Raw genomic sequence first — 15,989 nt, 5'->3', positions numbered from 1 at the left:
TGATCCGCACCCGGCGGAACACCGCGAGCTCGGCACGAACGTCGCGCAGGGCCTCGCCGGCAAGCCGGACCGGCGCGGCGCAGGCCGAGGCCACGGTGCGCAGCGACTCGACGATCCGGATCAACCGGGGCGCGGCGGCGGCGATCCGGGCGGCGTTGACCGCCAGGGCTGCCTCGGCGGTGACGCCGGCGGTCAGCGCGCCCAGCACGATGCCGATGCCGTCGATGATCACTGCGTCGCGGAGGAGGTCCTGGACGAGGTCGAGGATCTCGGCGCGGTGCTCCTCGACCTGGTCGGCGTAGCCGTCGCATGAACGGGAGAGGGCAGAGCACTGGTCGGCGACCGACTGGCAGCGAGAGGCCATCGAGTCGGTGACGTCGATGGCGATGGGCAGCTCCGGGGAGCGGAGCAGCGAGAAGCTCCGGACCGCGGACGAGCAGAAGGAACGAAGGTCGGCGACCTGGTGGGAGGCGTCGCGCCAAGCAGCAGCCGCCTCCCGCAGCCGCGGGACGTCGGCGTCCGGCCAGACGAACCCCTCGACGCGGTCGAGGATCCACGAGGCCCAGCCGGGCAGGGATGACAGGTCGCCTCCCAGCGACGACGGCAGCGAGCACGGGAGGACCGCGACGTAGCCGGCCACGCACGGCGTGGCGGTGAAGACCGTGCGGCCAGAGATCAGCGAGCGGTTCTCGGCGTGGCCGTGGTTGGTGAGCGTGGCCGAGGTGAGCCGGCCACAGGCCGCGAACGCGTCCACCAGGTCGCCGACGGCGGCGAGAGCGGAGTCGGCGGCGTCGTCGTACGCCGCAGCGAAGTCCGCCGCCAGGGAGGCGTCCCCAGCCATCGCGCCACAGGCCGCGAGCCGCCGGGACAGCGTGGCGTGCACGAGTGCGGCGCTCTGGTTGGCGTGCTCGAACGCATCCGACGACTCTGCCAACGGCGTGGCCTCGATGAGCATCACCGGACCTGGCTCCACATCGCGGCGTTGGTCGAGGAGGCGTCGTCGTAGTTGGCCGCGGCCGTGCGGACGGCGGCCCGCATCGCACCCAGTGCGGCGTGCATCTCGCGGCAGGACGCCTCCCACGACGCATGCGCCTCGAGGTGGGCCGCGGCCGCGGTGCCGGCCCACAGCGAGTGCAGCCGCGCGACCCGCCAGCGCAGGTCGGCCACGACCTCGTCGAGGTCGGCCCCGACCGCGGCCAGCGACGCCAGCACGTCACGAGCCAGGGGCAGATCGACGGCGTAGGAGAAGGAGCTCACGACAGCCGCCCCGAGAGGAGCTCGAGGGAGGACGCCGAGGAGGAGTCGACCAGGGTGATGTCGGTCTGGAACATCCACAGCGCGTCCGCCAGCGACGACAGGGCCGCCACCACCGACGCCGAAGAGCTCAACCAGTCCGACCAGGCCTCGGCGAACTCGGCGGCCGCCGCGCCGTGCCACTCGTCGAGCAGCGCGGACACCTCCCCGGAGGCGCGCGCCCGCGCCGCCGACAGGCGCTCGGCGGCCCGGCGCACCTCCGCCACCGAGGCGTGGAACTCAGGGGTCGAGAACTCGATCGTCATGACCCACACGCTGCCCCGCGACGAGGGGCCCCAACGGGGCTGAAAGCAATCTGTGGATTACTCGTTCCGCGCCGAGTGGACGGCTACTCGGACAGGATCCAGGAGGGTCGTCCGGTCGACCGGCAGCGCGTCGTGGCCGATCGGTCCTGGAACTGAGTCGAGGGCTACCCAATAAGAGGGAGCACGTCTAGTGGGTCGGTCCAGACCGGCTGTCTCCAAGGGCCCCATACACGATAGGAGTGTCCTTGTAGTCGGTTTTGGAGGAACTGGGGGGTTCCGACGCATGCAGCTCTCGTGGAGCGATCCGCGCTTGTCCGTAGCCAGCGACTCACGTCGCACGGCGCGCTATCGCTTGCTCCAGTCGTGGTACCGGGAACAGGTCGTGCACGCCGAGTACGGCGAGTACCGCGTCAACGGCACCACCCGTCCGCTCGGCAGCCTGCTTGCGCTGCACGACGTCGTCGAGCGACCCGGGCTCAACTTCCTGAGCCGCAACGCGGCGGCGTACGCCCTGGAGCGGGCCGACATCGTTCAGTCGAGCGGCGGCGCCGTCGACAAGGCGCGGCTCGCGCGGAACATGCTCAGCAGCATGCCGATGGCCTTCTCGATCTTCGGCGAGCTGCGGGCGCGCGAGGACCGCGGGCTCGACGTGGTGCAGGCCTTCCTCGACCCGCACGCGGTCTCGGTCGAGCAGATGGAGTGCCTGTGGCGTCCGGCGATCGACGTGCTGGGCGACCGCTCCGGCTTCGATGCGGCGGTCATCACCCAGCGCGAGGACGGCAGCCGGCACCTGGTCGGCGTCGAGGTGAAGTACACCGAGCACTTCAACCGCACCATCTACAACAGCGACGGCTACCGGCAGGTGCACGAGTACAGCGGCTGGTTCCGCCCGGGGACCGCCCGCCCGCTGCTCGGCCCGGCCACCAACCAGCTCTGGCGCACCAGCCTGCTGGCCGCCGCATGCGCGCAGCGCGAGATCATGGGCGTCACCTCGGCGTCGGTCGTGGTGATGTGCCTGGCCGAGGACCCGGACGCCGCTCGCGCGCTCGCCGGGCTCAGCTACGCGCTGCGCCAGCCCGAGGAGCATTGCCGCATCGTCTCGCTCGAGTCCTTCGCGGCCGGCGTGTGCGACGGGCTCGGCCCGCAGGACGGATGGGCCGAGGCGTTCGCGACGCGCTACCTGCATCCGCCGGTCATCCACGCCGAGCTGCCTGACCCGGACTCCGAGTCGCTCGAGCTCTGAGCCAGGCTGAGCGCGGCCCGGGCGTTCCTCGGCGGTCTTCCCTAGGATGACCAGACCCCACCGTCGACGTCTGGAGTCGCCCATGACGCTGCATCCGAGGTTAGGGCGGTACGCCGTGGCGGCCGCCGCCGGCGCCGCACTCCTGGTCCTGCTCCCGCTCGCGCCCGCGGAGGCGCTGCCACCCACGTCGCGGACGGTGAAGGACGCCGTGGAGCCGGGCCGGGCCTACGACATCACCGAGCTCAAGCTGCGCAGTGCGTCGAAGACGTCGCGGCCGGCCGTGGTGCTGGTCAAGCACAGCCGCAAGGTCCGGACCGGGGACGTGATCGACGTGTGGTTCGACTTCGACGGCGACAAGGCCCCCGACCTGCACGTGAGCGGCAACGCGTTCTCGGAGTTCACCGTGCACCTGACCGGCTCGTTCACCAAGGACGGCAAAGACATCTCGAACAAGGACTGTGCCCGGCTCGCGATGGGCGGGTCGGTCTCGAAGGTGCGGCTGTTCCCGGCCTGTGTCGGGTCGCCGCTGAGCTTCGCGGTCGCGGTGAAGTCGTCCGCCGACGGCAAGCCGTCGAGCACCGACGACTGGGCGCCGGCGACCAGGAAGTTCAGCAAGTTGGTGCTGAGCGCGCCACTCACCTGACCCCGGGGTGGTTACCGGCCGGGCATGGACTCGGTGCGCTCCACGGTCACGACGGTCAGCTCCACGGTCGGCTCGGCGGTCGGCTCGGCCCTCGGCTCGGCGCTGGGTGGTGTCACCCGGGTCGCCGCGGCGATCCGTCCGGCGGCCAAGCCGCTGCACCCGCGGGGCGAGATCCGGCACGGCCGCCTCCACCGCCACGGCGCCGAGCCGCCGACGGGGGTGCGGTTCCTCGACGAGGTGGCCGCCGACGACGTGCTGGTCCGTGAGTCCCGGGCCGCCGGGCTGCCCAGGCCGCTCCCGGACATCCACGGGCTGGCCCTGCGGGTGCCCAACCCCGACGCCACCGTCGGGGACCTGCTCCTCGCGACCACCGGGTTCGGCCTCCTGAGCCGGTTCGTGCTGATCCCCACGCGGTCGCCGTACGGCCGGCCGATGACCACCCTGCTCCCCTACGAGACCGTGGCGGGCCCGGTCCTGCTCGGGGTGCACCGGGTGGCCGGCGGCCGGCTCGAGCTGGTCTTCGCGGTCGGCGACGGCGCCTGGCGTCCGTTCGCCGAACTGGTGCTCGGCGAGCCGGCCGACGACGCGGACGTGAGCTTCGACGCGGTCCGCAACACCCTGCCGGGGCTGGAGCAGTTCGCCGCGGTGCGGCGGCTGCGGGCACCGGCGTACGCCGCGGCCAGGGCGGCCAGGTCCGCGGACTGACGAGCTGCCGGCGGTCCCGCCGAGGTCCAGCCCACCGCCGCCTGTCGTCCAACCGCGGCAGTGGTCGTAATGTTGGGCGAGTGGCCGAGGAGTACTGCGATCTCTGCGACCTGCCCCTAGCTACCTGCGTCCACGGGATGCCGAAGCCGCCTCCGCCGCCTCCGCCGGCGCCTCGGACCCCCCGCGCGTCGACGCCGCGGACGTCCACGCGCGTGACCGCGACCCGGACGACGACCACGCCGAGCCGGGCGCCGAGCCGGATCACCGACCAGTCGGCGTTCCGCCCGCACATCGTCCGGATCCTCAAGGTCGAGGGCAGCCTCGAGACCGAGGACATGCTGCTCGAGCTCGAGATGGCGATGGAGGACGAGCTCCGTGAGCGCGACCGACAGCCCACGCCCACCGGCGAGGTGCGCTGGCACCAGTCGGCGCGCTCGGAGCGCAAGGCGATGATCGACGCCGGGCTGATGGCCGGTGGCAAGCCCGGCATCTGGGAGCTGACAGAGGCGGGCCGCGCGATCGCCTACTGAGTGATCAGTGCGGTCAGTGCCGCCGGTCCGGCGTCACCACAGCCTGCCCTTGTCCGGCTGGTAGACCTCGATCTCCTCGCCCAGCGCGAAGCCCTGCAGCAGCGCGAGGTCGTCGCCGGACCAGAACTTGCCCGGGTCGTAGTAGTTCGACGGCCGCGTCGCGTCGAGCAGCCCCATGTCGGCGTAGGTCTCGGCGACGACCTCCGCGCAATAGGCCAGCTCCGCGGGAGCGCGCCTGTGCACCCGGCCCCGGGCCACCCGGCCGACCAGGCCGATCGTTGACGGGAACGGCAGCCCGTTCATCCGGGCGATGGTCCTCAGCAGGGCGTCCTCCATCTCCTTGGTGACCTCGCCGGACAGCTGCCGCAGCCAGGCCCGCTGCTGGTAGCGGTTCATCCACTGCGTCGCCGCGGCGCGCAGGTCGTGGAGCTGTACGCCGCGATGGTGCGACCCGGTCCACACGTCGAGCAGCCCCTTCCCGAGCTCGGCGTGCCACATCAGCGGCGGCAGGTCGTCCAGGACCACCGCCATCCCGACGTGGTTGACCGGGGCGTTGGTGAAGGCGCGGATCGCGTGGTCGGCGAGCGACCCCCCGCGGAACAGCCAGAGGTCGCCGGTGCGGGCCAGGTCGACCGCCTGGTCCAGCGTGAGCCGCGACCGGCCGGTTGCTGAGTCCGCCATGGGACGATCATCGCGTGAAGCTGTGGAAGTGGCTCGGAGTGGCCGGGCTCGCCGGCGTGGCGGCCACCGGCGTGGTCGTCGCCCGCGACCAGCGCCACCGCACCCAGATGACGCCCGACGACGTCCGTGCCCGGCTGCACGAGCGGCTCGACGAAGGCACGGCACAGGCCGAGGGCACGACACACGGCGAGGGCTGACCTCGACCGTCGGTGGTCCGCCGTAGCGTTCTCGGCGTGGACCTGCGCGACGCCTTCGCGATGGCGGAGTACCTCCTCGAGGTGCACGGCCTCGACGACTGGGAGGTCGCCTACGACAACGCCAAGCGGCGGGCCGGGATCTGCCGGTTCGGTGACCGTGTCCTCGGGCTGAGCGCGCCGCTGACCGCGGTCCACTCCGAGGACGACGTCCGCGACACGATCCTCCACGAGATCGCGCACGCGCTGGTGGGCCCGAAGCACGGGCACGACGCGACCTGGCACGCGATGGCGACAAAGATCGGCAGCACCGGCGAGCGGTGCGTCTCGCCCGACTCGCCGGCGCCGCCGGCGCCCTGGCTGGGCACCTGCTCCGGCGGGCACACCCTCGACCGGCACCGTAGGCCGGAGCGGGTGCTGACCTGCGGCCTGTGCTCGCCGGAGTTCGACCTGGCCCACGTCTACACCTGGACCCACCACGGCAAGCCGGCGGTCATGCACCCCAACTACGAGGCCGAGCTCGCGCGGCTGCGCGAGGGCGGGCACACGGTGCTGCTGCCGGTCGGTGCGCGGGTCCGGGTCACGGTCGCCGGTGACTGGCACGGCACCGTGGGCCGGGTCGCCAAGCGGGGCCGGACCTCCTACCACCTGCGCGCCGGTCGGCAGCTGCTGCGGGTGCCGTTCGCATGGGTCGAGCCCGCCTGAGGCGACCCGCCCGGAGTTCGTGTCGCGGCGGGTGGGTTTCCACTACCTTGCTCCCGTGACGTCGCCCGACGAGCGCGCGGACAGCAAGGCCCGCGACGCCGCCATCAAGCAGGTCGAAGCGGCCCTGAAGTCCGGGCGCATCATCCAGGCCGACCACGACATGCGGATCGACCAGCTGCGCAACGCGCAGACGATGCAGGACATCGACCTCCAGGTCCGCGACCTGCGGAACAACCCCGCCCCTGAAGCGCCCCCCGCGATCGCTCCGGTGCCGCCCACGCCCACCGGCCAGGTCACGCCGATGGTTGTCCAGGCGACCACCAGCCAGCAGTGGCCGGTGGTCAACTACGGACCGGGCTCGGCCTCCAGCGTCTCGACACTGGGCGGCACGTCCGGCAAGAGCGGCGGCAAGGCGATCGGCGGCATCATCGCCGCGATCATCGTCGTGGCGGTCATCGTGCCGATCGCCGGCGCGGTCATCGCGTTCGTCTCGGCTCGCAACACCTTCCCCGACTTCGGCTCCGTCGGACCGACCGACGACACGACGTACCTCCCCGGCCAGACCCCGGGCGAGAACGGTGTGAACCTGTTCACCGTCGACGGCTACAACGACCTCGTCGACGCGATCAAGGAAGAGTCCAACGCGACCTACGTCTACGACGCGGTCCTCTATCCGCGCTACGCCGTGGTCGAGCTCCCGACCGGCACCAACAACCGCTACCAGAGCTTCTACTGGGACGGCGAGGACCTGCAGGTCCAGGACATCAAGAGCACCAGCGAGGACCCGCAGGTGGACATGGCCCTCGTCGACCCGCAGAAGATGATCGACTGCGTGACGACGGTGCGCGACCGCACGGACGATCCCGAGTCGTGGTACGTCGTCTACAGCGACTCGTTCGGCCAGGGTGCGGCGATCACGTGCTATGCGAGCAACGACTTCGGTGAGTCGACCTACATCCAGCAGACCCTCGACGGCACGGTGATCTACGACTCCGAGCTGACGGTCCAGCCCGAGCCGCCCTCGTCCAGCGGCTGACTCGGCCCGCTCGGGGTACCTTCCGGGCGTGACAGCTCCGGGTCGTCCGATCGTCGTGATGGGGGTCTCGGGCTCCGGGAAGTCGACGGTCGGCGCCGCGCTGGCAGGACGGTTGCGGGTGCCGTTCGAGGACGCCGACGACCTGCATCCCGAGGCCAACGTCGCGAAGATGACGCGCGGCGAGCCGCTCGACGACCACGACCGGTGGCCCTGGCTCGAGCGGATCGGGGAGTGGCTGGCTGCGCACGAGGACGGCGGGGTGATCGCATGCTCGGCGCTGAAGCGGAAGTACCGCGACCAGCTCCGGCACCACTGCCCCTCGGTGGAGTTCCTGCACCTCGAGGGCGGCCGTGACCTGATCGAGGGGCGACAGGCGTCCCGGCCGGGTCACTTCATGCCCGCATCGCTGCTGACCTCGCAGTTCGAGACGCTCGAGCCGCTCGCGCCGGACGAGCGCGGTGTCGTCGTCGACGTTGCCGGGAGTGTCGACGAGATCGTGGAGGGGTACCTCGCGGAGACCCGCCTCGAGGAGCAGTGATGCCCACCCCGATTGCCCCCCACGTCGTCGCTCAGCTGGTCGTCATGGCGGACGACCTGACCGAGCCCGTCGCCCCCGGGTGGCAGCTGGTCACCGCGACGCTGGTCGCGATCGCGCTGCTGGTCGTGCTCATCACCGTTGTCAAGCTGAACCCGTTCCTGGCGCTCATCCTGGGTGGACTCACGGTCGGGGCGCTCGCGGGCGAGGACCTGAACGACGTGATCACGTCGTTCACCACCGGCTTCGGGACCACCGCCGCCAGTGTCGGCGTGCTGATCGCGCTGGGCGCGATCTTCGCCAGGCTGCTCGCGGACTCCGGCGGTGCCGACCAGGTGGTCGACACGATCGTGGGCCGGGCCACCGGCCGGTCGCTGCCGTGGGCGATGGCGCTGGTGGGGGCGATCATCGGGCTGCCGATGTTCTTCGAGATCGGGCTGGTGCTCCTGATGCCGGTGATCTATCTGGTGGCCCGGCGGGCGCAGGTCTCGTTGATCACCGTTGGCATCCCGGCCCTGGCCGGGCTCTCGGCCATGCACGGCTTCGTCCCGCCGCACCCGGGGCCGGTCATCGCGATCGGGCTTCTGCACGCCGACCTCGGAGTCACCCTGGGGTTGGGGCTCCTGGTGGCGGTCCCGACGGTGATCGTGGCCGGGCCGCTCTTCGGGACCCTGGCCGGGCGCTGGGTCGTGGTCGAGCCGCCCGACACCTTCGACACCTCGCGCGACCGCGAGCAGGTGGAGGAGGAGCGGCGCCCGTCGTTCGTCATCACGATCGCGACGATCCTGCTGCCCGTCGTCCTCATGCTCGGCAAGGCGCTCGCAGACATCATCATCGACAACCCGGACAACGGCGTGCAGAAGGCGCTCGACATCATCGGGAACCCGTTCATCGCGCTGCTGGTCGCCGTGCTCGTCGCGATGGTCACGTTCGGGGTCCGGGTCGGGATGAACCGGACCCAGCTGTCCGAGACCGTCTCGGCGTCGCTGCCGCCCATCGCCGGGATCCTGCTCATCGTCGCCGCCGGCGGCGGCTTCAAGCAGGTCCTGGTCGACAGCGGCATCGGCACCCTGCTCGCCGACTGGGCGAAGGGCGCCAACGTGTCGGTCATCCTGCTGGGCTGGGTGATCGCCGTGCTCATCCGCCTGGCCACCGGCTCGGCGACCATCGCGACCATCACCGCGTCGTCGCTGATCGTTGACCTGGTGGCCGGAATGTCGACGGGGGAGGTGTCCCTGGTCGTGCTCGCGGTGGGCGCCGGCTCCCTGTTCTTCTCGCACGTGAACGACGCGGGGTTCTGGCTGGTGAACCAGTACTTCGGGCTCACCGTCGGCCAGACGATCAAGACCTGGTCGGTGATGGAGACCGTGCTGTCGGTGGCCGGGCTGTTGTGCGTGCTGCTGCTGTCGATCGTGATCTAGTTCTGGCCCTCAGATTGGTCACCAGGTGGTGCAGGTCCGCCGGTCCGGCCTTGGTCGAGGATTTCCGAGCGTCCACGTTCCATCCACAGGCGCGGCGGCCGGGCGGATCTCCACAGGGCCGGGCCGCACGGGTCCGCGACGTCGGGAGGAGCGGGCAGGGTGGTGGCATCGAGCAGCCCAGAGAGCACCCAGAGTGGGGGTCCCGTGAGCCATCCGGACGACCGGTCCGCAGTCGTCGCCGTGCGACCACCTCTCGCCGCGGGAGAGGTCGAGCTCGTCGCGGGGTTCGCCGGCGCGGGTCCCGGTCCGCGGTCACTGTGGCCGGGCCAGCCGGGCCCTCGGTCGCCGTGGCGGCCGTGCCCCGACGGTTGCTGCCTGGTCGCGGAGCGGAGACCCGGCGCCGACCCCGTGGTGTGGCTGCGGTTCCTGGTGAGGGAGGTGCTCGCGCCCCAGGCCCGGGACGCGCGGCAGCGGGCCGCTCACTTCGGGGTGCCGGGGGGTCACCGGGTGGAGGGGCGGGTCGTGCTCGAGGGTGCGGCGGGGGACCGCGTCCTCGTGGCGGCCGGTCGGCAGGTGCGGGTGAGGCAGGTGGGAGGTGATCAGAGCACGGAGCGATAGACAGCGACGGTCTGCTCGGCGATCGCGGTCCAGCTGAAGTCGTCGATCGCCCGCTGGCGGCCGGCCTTGCCCATGGCGGCGGCCAGGGCCGGATCGGTGACGACCTGGGTGAGCGCTGCCGCGAAGTCGGCGACGTACCGCTCGGGGTCCAGCGGGGTGCCGGTGCCGTCCCGCGCCTGGTCGATCGGGACCAGCCGGCCGGTGGCGGGTCCGTCGGTCGTGCCCAGGCCCGAGTGCGGGTCGACCACGACCTCCGGGATGCCGCCGGTGGCGGTGGCGACGACCGCGGTCTCGCACGCCATGGCCTCGAGGTTGACGATGCCCAGTGGCTCGTAGATCGAGGGGCAGGCGAACGCCGTCGCAGCGGTCAGCAGCGCGATCACGTCGGCGCGCGGCAGCATGTCGCGGATCCAGACCACGCCGTCGCGCGACTCGCGCAGCCCGTCGACGAGCCCGATCACCTCGGCCTCGATCTCGGGGGTGTCCGGGGCGCCCGCGCACAGGACGACCTGGACCTCGGGGGGCAGCTGGGCCACCGCGCGCAGGAAGAGCGGCAGCCCCTTCTGCCGGGTGATCCGGCCGACGAAGACGACCGAGGGACGATCGGGGTCGACGCCGAGCGACCGCACCCGGTCGGGGTCGGGAGTGGGCGCCCAGAGGTCGGTGTCGATGCCGTTGTGCACCACGTGCACCCGGTCGGCGTCGACCTTGGGGTAGGCGTGCAGCACGTCGGTGCGCATGGCGGACGAGACGGCGATGACGGCGGCCGCTGACTCATAGGCGGTGCGCTCGGCCCAGGACGAGACGGCGTACCCGCCGCCGAGCTGCTCGGCCTTCCAGGGCCGCATCGGCTCGAGCGAGTGCGCGGTGACCACGTGCGGCACGCCGTGCAGCAGCCCGGCAAGGTGGCCGGCGAGGTTGGCGTACCACGTGTGGGAGTGCACCAGGTCGGTGCCGAGGCAGTTGTCGGCGATCGCGAGGTCGACGCCGAGGGTCCTGATCGCGGGGTTGGCGCGGGCGAGCTCGGCCAGGTCGGCGTAGGACGCCGTGCCCTCCTCGTGGCGGGGCGCGCCGAAGGCGTGCACCTGGGTGGTGAGGTCGTCGCGGGCTCGCAGCGCGCGCACCAGCTCGGCCACGTGGACACCCGCCCCGCCGTAGATCTCGGGTGGGTACTCCTTGCTCAGCACGTCGACCCGCACGCCGCCGACGCTACCCCTTGGAATCGGCTGCTGACCTGCGGCTGGATCGTGGTTACTGTCCGAGCATGACCGTCAAGCGACCGAAGGTGCTCGCGATCGTCCTCGCCGGTGGGGAGGGCAAGCGGCTGATGCCGCTGACGGCCGACCGGGCCAAGCCGGCGGTGCCGTTCGCCGGGATCTACCGGCTGATCGACTTCGCGCTGTCGAACGTCGTGAACTCCGGCTACCTGCAGGTGGTCGTGCTGACGCAGTACAAGTCGCACAGCCTCGACCGGCACATCACCCAGACGTGGCGGATGTCGACGATGCTCGGCAACTACATCGCGGCGGTGCCGGCTCAGCAGCGGGTCGGCAAGCACTGGTACCTCGGCAGCGCGGACGCGATCTTCCAGTCGCTCAACCTGCTTCGTGACGAGCAGCCGGACATCGTGGTGGTCGTCGGTGCCGACCACGTCTACAGGATGGACTTCTCACAGATGGTCGACGAGCACATCGAGAGCGGTGCGGCGTGCACGGTGGCCGCGATCCGGCAGCCGATCTCGCTTGCCGACCAGTTCGGCGTCATCGACGTCGACCCGGCGTCACCGGCCCGGATCCGGGATTTCCTCGAGAAGCCCACCGATCCGGTGGGGCTGCCGGACAGCCCCGAGGAGGTGCTCGCGTCGATGGGCAACTACGTCTTCGACGCCGACGCGCTGATCGAGGCGGTGACGCGCGACTCGACCACCGACGGGTCCAGGCACGACATGGGCGGCGACATCGTGCCGTCGTTCGTGCGCCGGGCGCAGGCGGCCGTCTACGACTACAAGGACAACGAGGTGCCGGGATCGACCGAGCGCGACCGTGGCTACTGGCGCGACGTCGGGACGCTGGCGTCCTACCACGCGGCGCACATGGACGTGGTCTCGCCGCTGCCGGTGTTCAACATGTACAACTTCGAGTGGCCGATCTACACCTCCTACGGTCCGCAGCCGCCGGCCAAGCTCGTGCAGGGCGGCGACGGCACGAAGGCCGGCACCGACGAGGCGGTCCTCTCGCCGGGCGTCGTGGTCAGCGGGGGCAGCGTGGTCCACTCCGTCCTCTCTCCCAACGTCGGGGTGAACAGCGGCGCGAGGGTCGAGGGCTCGGTCCTCCTCAACAACGTCCGCATCGGTGAGGGGGCCGTCGTCAAGAACGCCATCATCGACAAGAACGTCGTGGTCCCCCCGGGTGCCGAGGTCGGTGTCGACCACGTGGCCGACGAGAAGCGTGGCTTCGTGGTGCAGGACGGGCTGACGGTGCTGGGCAAGGACCAGGAGTTCCCGACCGACTAGATCACGCCGGCGGCCCGCGCTGCGGCGGCGTACGCCCTGGCCAGCGAGTCGACGGTCTCGTGGGCGTTGAGGCCGCTCGGGTTCGGGACCACCCAGAGCTCGGCACCGCCGAGGGTCTCGGGCTGCCGGCCGAGGACGGCCTTGCGGCGGCCGAAAGCGATGCGGTACGCCGTGATGCCGGCGAGCGCCACGAGCGTCGGGTGACGCTCGGCGACGAGCTCCTCCAGCTGCCGCCCGCCGGCGCGGAGCTCGTCGTCGGTGAGCTCGTCGGCCCGGGCGGTGGCCCGGTGCACGATGTTGGTGATGCCGATACCGCGCGAGGTGAGGTGCAGCCTGTCCTCGTCCGTCATCCCGGCCGAGGGATCGATCGGCCGCTCGATGATCCCGGCGGCGAGGAGGGCGGGGTAGAAGCGGTTGACCGGATGGGCGAAGTGGGTCTGGGTGGCCGCGGTCCAGAGGCCGGGGTTGATGCCGACGAAGAGCAGCTTCAGGCCGGTCGCGGGCAGTAGGTCCGGCACGACGGCGTCCCTGAAAGACTGGAGCTCGGCCTTGGTGAAGCCGCGTCGTCCGGGGGCGGGCACCCGCGCAGACTACGGAACCCGCCCGGAGGCGCTACCGTCCCATCGTCATGCGTCGCTCTCTCGGACCGCTCTGGGCCGCCTGCCTCCTCGCAGCCGTGCTGGCCGGCTGCGGCAACGACGACTCCGGCGACGAGGCCCGGGATTCGGGGCCGACCAGCGCCACGGCCAGCTCCACGGCCAGCTCCACGGCCAGTTCCAGCCCCGGCTCCACCCCCACCAGCGACACCCCGAGTGACGGGGCGGTCGACTTCGAGCTGGTGACCACGGTGACCCAGACCGAGGCCGGGGGCCAGGTCTCGCAGGTCGCGGTCCCGCTCGCCGCGGGCGACGACGTCCAGGCCTTCACCGCGCAGTTCGAGAGCGACTCCATGAAGGCGCGGGTCCAGGACGAGGTCGCGAAGACCGACGTCCCGGACGGCATGCTGCTCTACGGCGCCGTGGTGGCGGTCGGCTGTGACGCGCCCACGGCCGTGAACGTGAGTGTCGAGGGTGCTGAGGTCATGATCACGGCGCAGAAGGTGCCCTCACCGCTGCTGGAGTGCTTCGCCCCGATGACGACCGTGGCACTGGTCCTGGTGCCCGCCGTCGCGGTCGGCTGAGCTCAGCCGGCCGGCGGGGGTGGTGGCGGGTCGTAGGTCACTTCGAGCCCGTTCGCGACCGGGCGCGGGTGGCCGTCCGAGGGCGAGTTCAACACCGCCAACGACCCGTCGGCCTGCCGGGCGAGCATGATCGAGGAGCCGCCCCCGTCCAGGTTGAGCGCGTCCTCGGCGCCGAGCCGCTGGAAGAGCCTGCCGAGCTCCTTCATCGTGGCGCCGCGGCTGAAGGACTGCCGGCCGTCCAGGACGAGCAGAAGGATTTGCCCGGTGTCGTGGTCGATGCCGATCGCGGTGCGCGGGTGCAGGTCGACGTCGTCCCTGGCCACGCGCCTGCCGTCGCGGAGCACGAACTCGTTCCCGGTGACCGCCATCGCGACGTCCTCGGACAGTGAGACGTTCGCGGTGAGCCGCTGGCCGGCCCGCAGTCGCGCCAGCTCGCCGGCGCCGCGGCCGCGCCCGACCAGGACCAGGTCACGGACCCGGAGGGAGGCGGGGAACCGCGACCGGTTCGAGACCACCCGGCCGTGCCGCACCACGACCATCCGCACACCGTGGCGGTGGCCGTCGACCACCCGGTAGCCGGCGAGGGTGCCCCACTTCTCGGTGTAGAGCCCGACACCGCCGCGGCGCACCGAGGGAGAGTTCACCGTGGTGACGTCGAGCCCCGGCCGCTGGCGCAGCACAGCGTCGGCGTAGAGGTCTCCGATGTGGGGCACACCGGCAGCGTCGACCCAGAACGCGCTGTTCCAGCCGCTCTGGACGCCGTTCATGATCCCGCGCTGGCGGTCCTTGGCCACGCCGAGGGGAGCCTCGGTGTCGCGGATGTCGAAGAAGTCGCCGTTGATCCCGACCACGGCGTTCGGGTCCATCATGTCGGCGACCGCGTGCCGCGAGGCGACGTTGCGCCCCTCGACGAGGTCGAGGCCGAGCCCGGGCGTGGCCGGGTTGATCCGCATCAGCTGTCCGCGGGTCACGCCGCGTGGGCCGGTGAGCGTGAACTGCTCGTAGTTCACCCCCGGCGCGACGGGGTAGGCCTGCAGCGTCGTCCAGACGTCCGGGGTGCGAAGCGCCTTCGGCACCGGTAAAGCCCGCTCGCCGCGGACGCCGTCCGAGGTCTGGCTGTCCGGGGCACGGTGGTGCGAGGTCGGGGCGTTCCGGTCGGCGTACGACGGCGCGACCGTCAGGGCCGATGCCGAGACGAGTACCACGGCCGCCGTCAGGAGCCTGCGCACCACACGAGGGTAAGGAGGCCAGCGGCCAGAACCGTGGAGGTCAGCGACACGGCAGTTCGTGCAGCTTCTCGAACCCCCTGCGGTCACCCGGGCCGAAGCCGTTCTGCCCGACGAACTCCGCGTTCATGAGCTCGTCGACGTCATCGACGTGGTCGAGGCCCAGCACGTGGCCGAGCTCGTGGGCCAGGATCAGCTCCTCGGAGCGTTCGGCGCCGCGTCGCTCCATCCTGTCGAACGCGTCGGTGTCGAGCACGACGACGCCGCTGACGTACTGGACGCGGTTGCGGACCCGGGCCGGCGTGCCGCCACCGATCCCGGCCGTCGAGCCGGCGAGGTCGGGTACCTCAGCGGCGTCGGACCAGGCGATGAGGACCGGCGGCGGGTCCCTGGGATCCACGGTGCGTTCCTTGAACGAGCGTTCGACCGAGGTGCCGTCGTACTGGAACTCGAACCCACTGGCGTCGGTGACCTCCTGGACGCCGCCGCCGACGATGTCGGGCCAGTCGTCGGGGGCGCCGGCGGGGTTGACGACGTAGCGGATCGACTTGCAGTGGTTCCAACCGATCGGGTCGCCGGACCTCGAGGTCGCGACGAACGCGTAGGAGCCGCCGTCCTTGCCGGACAGGTGGTCGATCAGCTCGCGGAACCGGTATCCGGTCATCCCCGGGTCGCGCAGCATGACCAGCCCCGCGATGACGGCGCTGATCAGGAGCCCGGGCAGGAACGCCCCGGTCGTACGCCGCCGGCGCGGGCGAACCGGCCCGTCGACGGGGGTGCCGAGGGGCATCGCGCCGAGCCACTGCTCACGGTCGGCGCGGTCGAGCTCCTCGAGCCGGCGCATCGCCTCACGGCGCCAGCGCCGCTGCTCGCGCCGCTCGCGCCAGGACCACGCCACACCGCGATTCTGACCGGAGGGTGGTTGGCGCGGCCTTCACGTCGGTCGCACGGGACGTCGTGGTGCCGCTCCATCCCGGCGATGTCGGCATTCCCGAGCTCGCGCCGGCCTCCCGGACCGGCCTGAGGTGCGTCCTGGGAATCCCGTTATCCACCGTGGTGACGCGACGGGTCGCGGCGGTGCGCCGGCGGCTGTACGTTGCGGGTCAAGGTTCTCTTTCTCGGGAAGGACCCGGATGTCCCGCACGCGCATGGTGGTTGCGACGGTGCTCGTCGCCTGGGTGCTCGGGGCGTGCTCGGACGA

The 15,989-nt window shown here is 71.6% G+C and carries 19 protein-coding genes; 11 read left to right on the top strand and 8 right to left on the bottom strand.

What is annotated here, in order from left to right; all coding sequences use genetic code 11:
- From VFV89_RS04050 to VFV89_RS04040, 3 genes are all read right to left on the bottom strand, one after another.
- Positions 1-958, bottom strand: a 958-nt coding sequence (locus VFV89_RS04050; protein ID WP_329704618.1) for a hypothetical protein, incomplete at its 3' end; no start/stop codon positions are given.
- Complete coding sequence (locus VFV89_RS04045) at positions 955-1,257, bottom strand: WXG100 family type VII secretion target (protein WP_329704617.1); 303 nt, start codon at positions 1,255-1,257, stop codon at positions 955-957. The genes VFV89_RS04045 and VFV89_RS04050, both read right to left, overlap by 4 nt.
- The gene (locus VFV89_RS04040; RefSeq protein ID WP_329704616.1) at positions 1,254-1,559 is read right to left on the bottom strand and encodes a WXG100 family type VII secretion target; all 306 of its coding nucleotides are present in this window, start codon (positions 1,557-1,559) and stop codon (positions 1,254-1,256) included. Before VFV89_RS04040 ends, VFV89_RS04045 begins: the two co-directional genes overlap by 4 nt.
- Before the next feature lie 283 nt (positions 1,560-1,842).
- Between VFV89_RS04040 and VFV89_RS04035 the strand changes: the two genes are divergently transcribed.
- The 4 genes from VFV89_RS04035 to VFV89_RS04020 all read left to right on the top strand — a co-directional run bounded on the left by VFV89_RS04035 (position 1,843) and on the right by VFV89_RS04020 (position 4,680).
- Positions 1,843-2,802 (top strand): PGN_0703 family putative restriction endonuclease, encoded by a 960-nt coding sequence (locus tag VFV89_RS04035; protein WP_329704615.1) that lies wholly within the window; start codon positions 1,843-1,845, stop codon positions 2,800-2,802.
- An 82-nt stretch (positions 2,803-2,884) separates the two neighbouring features.
- Entirely contained in the window at positions 2,885-3,445 is a 561-nt protein-coding gene (locus VFV89_RS04030) for a hypothetical protein (protein ID WP_329704614.1), read from the top strand.
- A gap of 24 nt (positions 3,446-3,469) precedes the next feature.
- Entirely contained in the window at positions 3,470-4,150 is a 681-nt protein-coding gene (locus tag VFV89_RS04025) for a hypothetical protein (RefSeq protein WP_329704613.1), read from the top strand.
- Between the two features lie 212 nt (positions 4,151-4,362).
- Complete coding sequence (locus VFV89_RS04020) at positions 4,363-4,680, top strand: hypothetical protein (RefSeq protein WP_329704612.1); 318 nt, start codon at positions 4,363-4,365, stop codon at positions 4,678-4,680.
- 33 nt (positions 4,681-4,713) lie between these two features.
- Here the strand turns inward: VFV89_RS04020 and VFV89_RS04015 are convergent, their stop codons facing one another.
- Positions 4,714-5,361 (bottom strand): hypothetical protein, encoded by a 648-nt coding sequence (locus VFV89_RS04015; protein ID WP_329704611.1) that lies wholly within the window; start codon positions 5,359-5,361, stop codon positions 4,714-4,716.
- A 14-nt stretch (positions 5,362-5,375) separates the two neighbouring features.
- On the opposite strand from VFV89_RS04015, the gene VFV89_RS04010 reads away from it, so the two are divergent.
- Genes VFV89_RS04010 through VFV89_RS03990 form a run of 5 tightly spaced genes read left to right on the top strand, consistent with a single transcriptional unit; the run spans position 5,376 to position 9,252 of the window.
- A complete protein-coding gene (locus tag VFV89_RS04010) occupies positions 5,376-5,558 on the top strand; it encodes a hypothetical protein (RefSeq protein WP_329704610.1) in 183 nt (60 codons plus the stop codon).
- 36 nt (positions 5,559-5,594) lie between these two features.
- Positions 5,595-6,260, top strand: a complete 666-nt coding sequence (locus VFV89_RS04005) for a SprT-like domain-containing protein (RefSeq protein WP_329704609.1) — start codon at positions 5,595-5,597, stop codon at positions 6,258-6,260.
- Positions 6,261-6,315: 55 nt separating this feature from the next.
- The gene (locus VFV89_RS04000; RefSeq protein WP_329704608.1) at positions 6,316-7,296 is read left to right on the top strand and encodes a hypothetical protein; all 981 of its coding nucleotides are present in this window, start codon (positions 6,316-6,318) and stop codon (positions 7,294-7,296) included.
- Positions 7,297-7,354: 58 nt separating this feature from the next.
- Positions 7,355-7,834, top strand: coding sequence for a gluconokinase (locus VFV89_RS03995; RefSeq protein ID WP_329704620.1), 480 nt, complete (start codon positions 7,355-7,357; stop codon positions 7,832-7,834).
- The gene (locus VFV89_RS03990) at positions 7,834-9,252 is read left to right on the top strand and encodes a GntP family permease (protein ID WP_414690344.1); all 1,419 of its coding nucleotides are present in this window, start codon (positions 7,834-7,836) and stop codon (positions 9,250-9,252) included. The genes VFV89_RS03995 and VFV89_RS03990 overlap by 1 nt, the downstream gene beginning before the upstream one ends.
- Before the next feature lie 599 nt (positions 9,253-9,851).
- Here VFV89_RS03990 and glgA read toward each other — a convergent pair.
- On the bottom strand, positions 9,852-11,069 hold the full coding sequence (glgA, locus tag VFV89_RS03985) for a glycogen synthase (RefSeq protein WP_329704607.1): 1,218 nt from the start codon (positions 11,067-11,069) through the stop codon (positions 9,852-9,854).
- A gap of 65 nt (positions 11,070-11,134) precedes the next feature.
- Between glgA and glgC the strand changes: the two genes are divergently transcribed.
- Positions 11,135-12,382: a glucose-1-phosphate adenylyltransferase gene (glgC, locus tag VFV89_RS03980; RefSeq protein ID WP_329704606.1), complete on the top strand. Its 1,248-nt coding sequence runs from the start codon at positions 11,135-11,137 to the stop codon at positions 12,380-12,382.
- On the opposite strand, the gene VFV89_RS03975 is transcribed toward glgC, so the two are convergent.
- Positions 12,379-12,963 (bottom strand): mismatch-specific DNA-glycosylase, encoded by a 585-nt coding sequence (locus tag VFV89_RS03975; RefSeq protein ID WP_329704605.1) that lies wholly within the window; start codon positions 12,961-12,963, stop codon positions 12,379-12,381. The genes glgC and VFV89_RS03975 overlap by 4 nt on opposite strands.
- A gap of 47 nt (positions 12,964-13,010) precedes the next feature.
- Here VFV89_RS03975 and VFV89_RS03970 point away from each other — a divergent pair, with 47 nt between their 5' ends.
- Entirely contained in the window at positions 13,011-13,562 is a 552-nt protein-coding gene (locus VFV89_RS03970) for a hypothetical protein (RefSeq protein WP_329704604.1), read from the top strand.
- A 2-nt stretch (positions 13,563-13,564) separates the two neighbouring features.
- Here VFV89_RS03970 and VFV89_RS03965 read toward each other — a convergent pair whose 3' ends face one another.
- Positions 13,565-14,791, bottom strand: coding sequence for a phosphodiester glycosidase family protein (locus VFV89_RS03965; RefSeq protein WP_329704603.1), 1,227 nt, complete (start codon positions 14,789-14,791; stop codon positions 13,565-13,567).
- Positions 14,792-14,831: 40 nt separating this feature from the next.
- Entirely contained in the window at positions 14,832-15,686 is an 855-nt protein-coding gene (locus tag VFV89_RS03960) for a matrixin family metalloprotease (RefSeq protein WP_329704602.1), read from the bottom strand.
- Positions 15,687-15,989: the final 303 nt, after the last annotated feature.

The sequence above is a fragment of the Nocardioides sp. genome, assembly GCF_036274455.1.
Taxonomy (GTDB): domain Bacteria; phylum Actinomycetota; class Actinomycetes; order Propionibacteriales; family Nocardioidaceae; genus Nocardioides.
Note: the sequence above shows the minus strand (reverse complement) of the source record. Positions and strands in the feature narration are given on the sequence as shown.

Coding starts and splice junctions, on each gene's coding strand:
- VFV89_RS04040 (WP_329704616.1), bottom strand. CDS start 1,559: ATGACGATCGAGTTCTCGACCCCTGAGTTCCACGCCTCGGTGGCGGAG.
- VFV89_RS04035 (WP_329704615.1), top strand. CDS start 1,843: ATGCAGCTCTCGTGGAGCGATCCGCGCTTGTCCGTAGCCAGCGACTCA.
- VFV89_RS04030 (WP_329704614.1), top strand. CDS start 2,885: ATGACGCTGCATCCGAGGTTAGGGCGGTACGCCGTGGCGGCCGCCGCC.
- VFV89_RS04025 (WP_329704613.1), top strand. CDS start 3,470: ATGGACTCGGTGCGCTCCACGGTCACGACGGTCAGCTCCACGGTCGGC.
- VFV89_RS04015 (WP_329704611.1), bottom strand. CDS start 5,361: ATGGCGGACTCAGCAACCGGCCGGTCGCGGCTCACGCTGGACCAGGCG.
- VFV89_RS03995 (WP_329704620.1), top strand. CDS start 7,355: ATGGGGGTCTCGGGCTCCGGGAAGTCGACGGTCGGCGCCGCGCTGGCA.
- VFV89_RS03990 (WP_414690344.1), top strand. CDS start 7,834: ATGCCCACCCCGATTGCCCCCCACGTCGTCGCTCAGCTGGTCGTCATG.
- glgC (WP_329704606.1), top strand. CDS start 11,135: ATGACCGTCAAGCGACCGAAGGTGCTCGCGATCGTCCTCGCCGGTGGG.
- VFV89_RS03970 (WP_329704604.1), top strand. CDS start 13,011: ATGCGTCGCTCTCTCGGACCGCTCTGGGCCGCCTGCCTCCTCGCAGCC.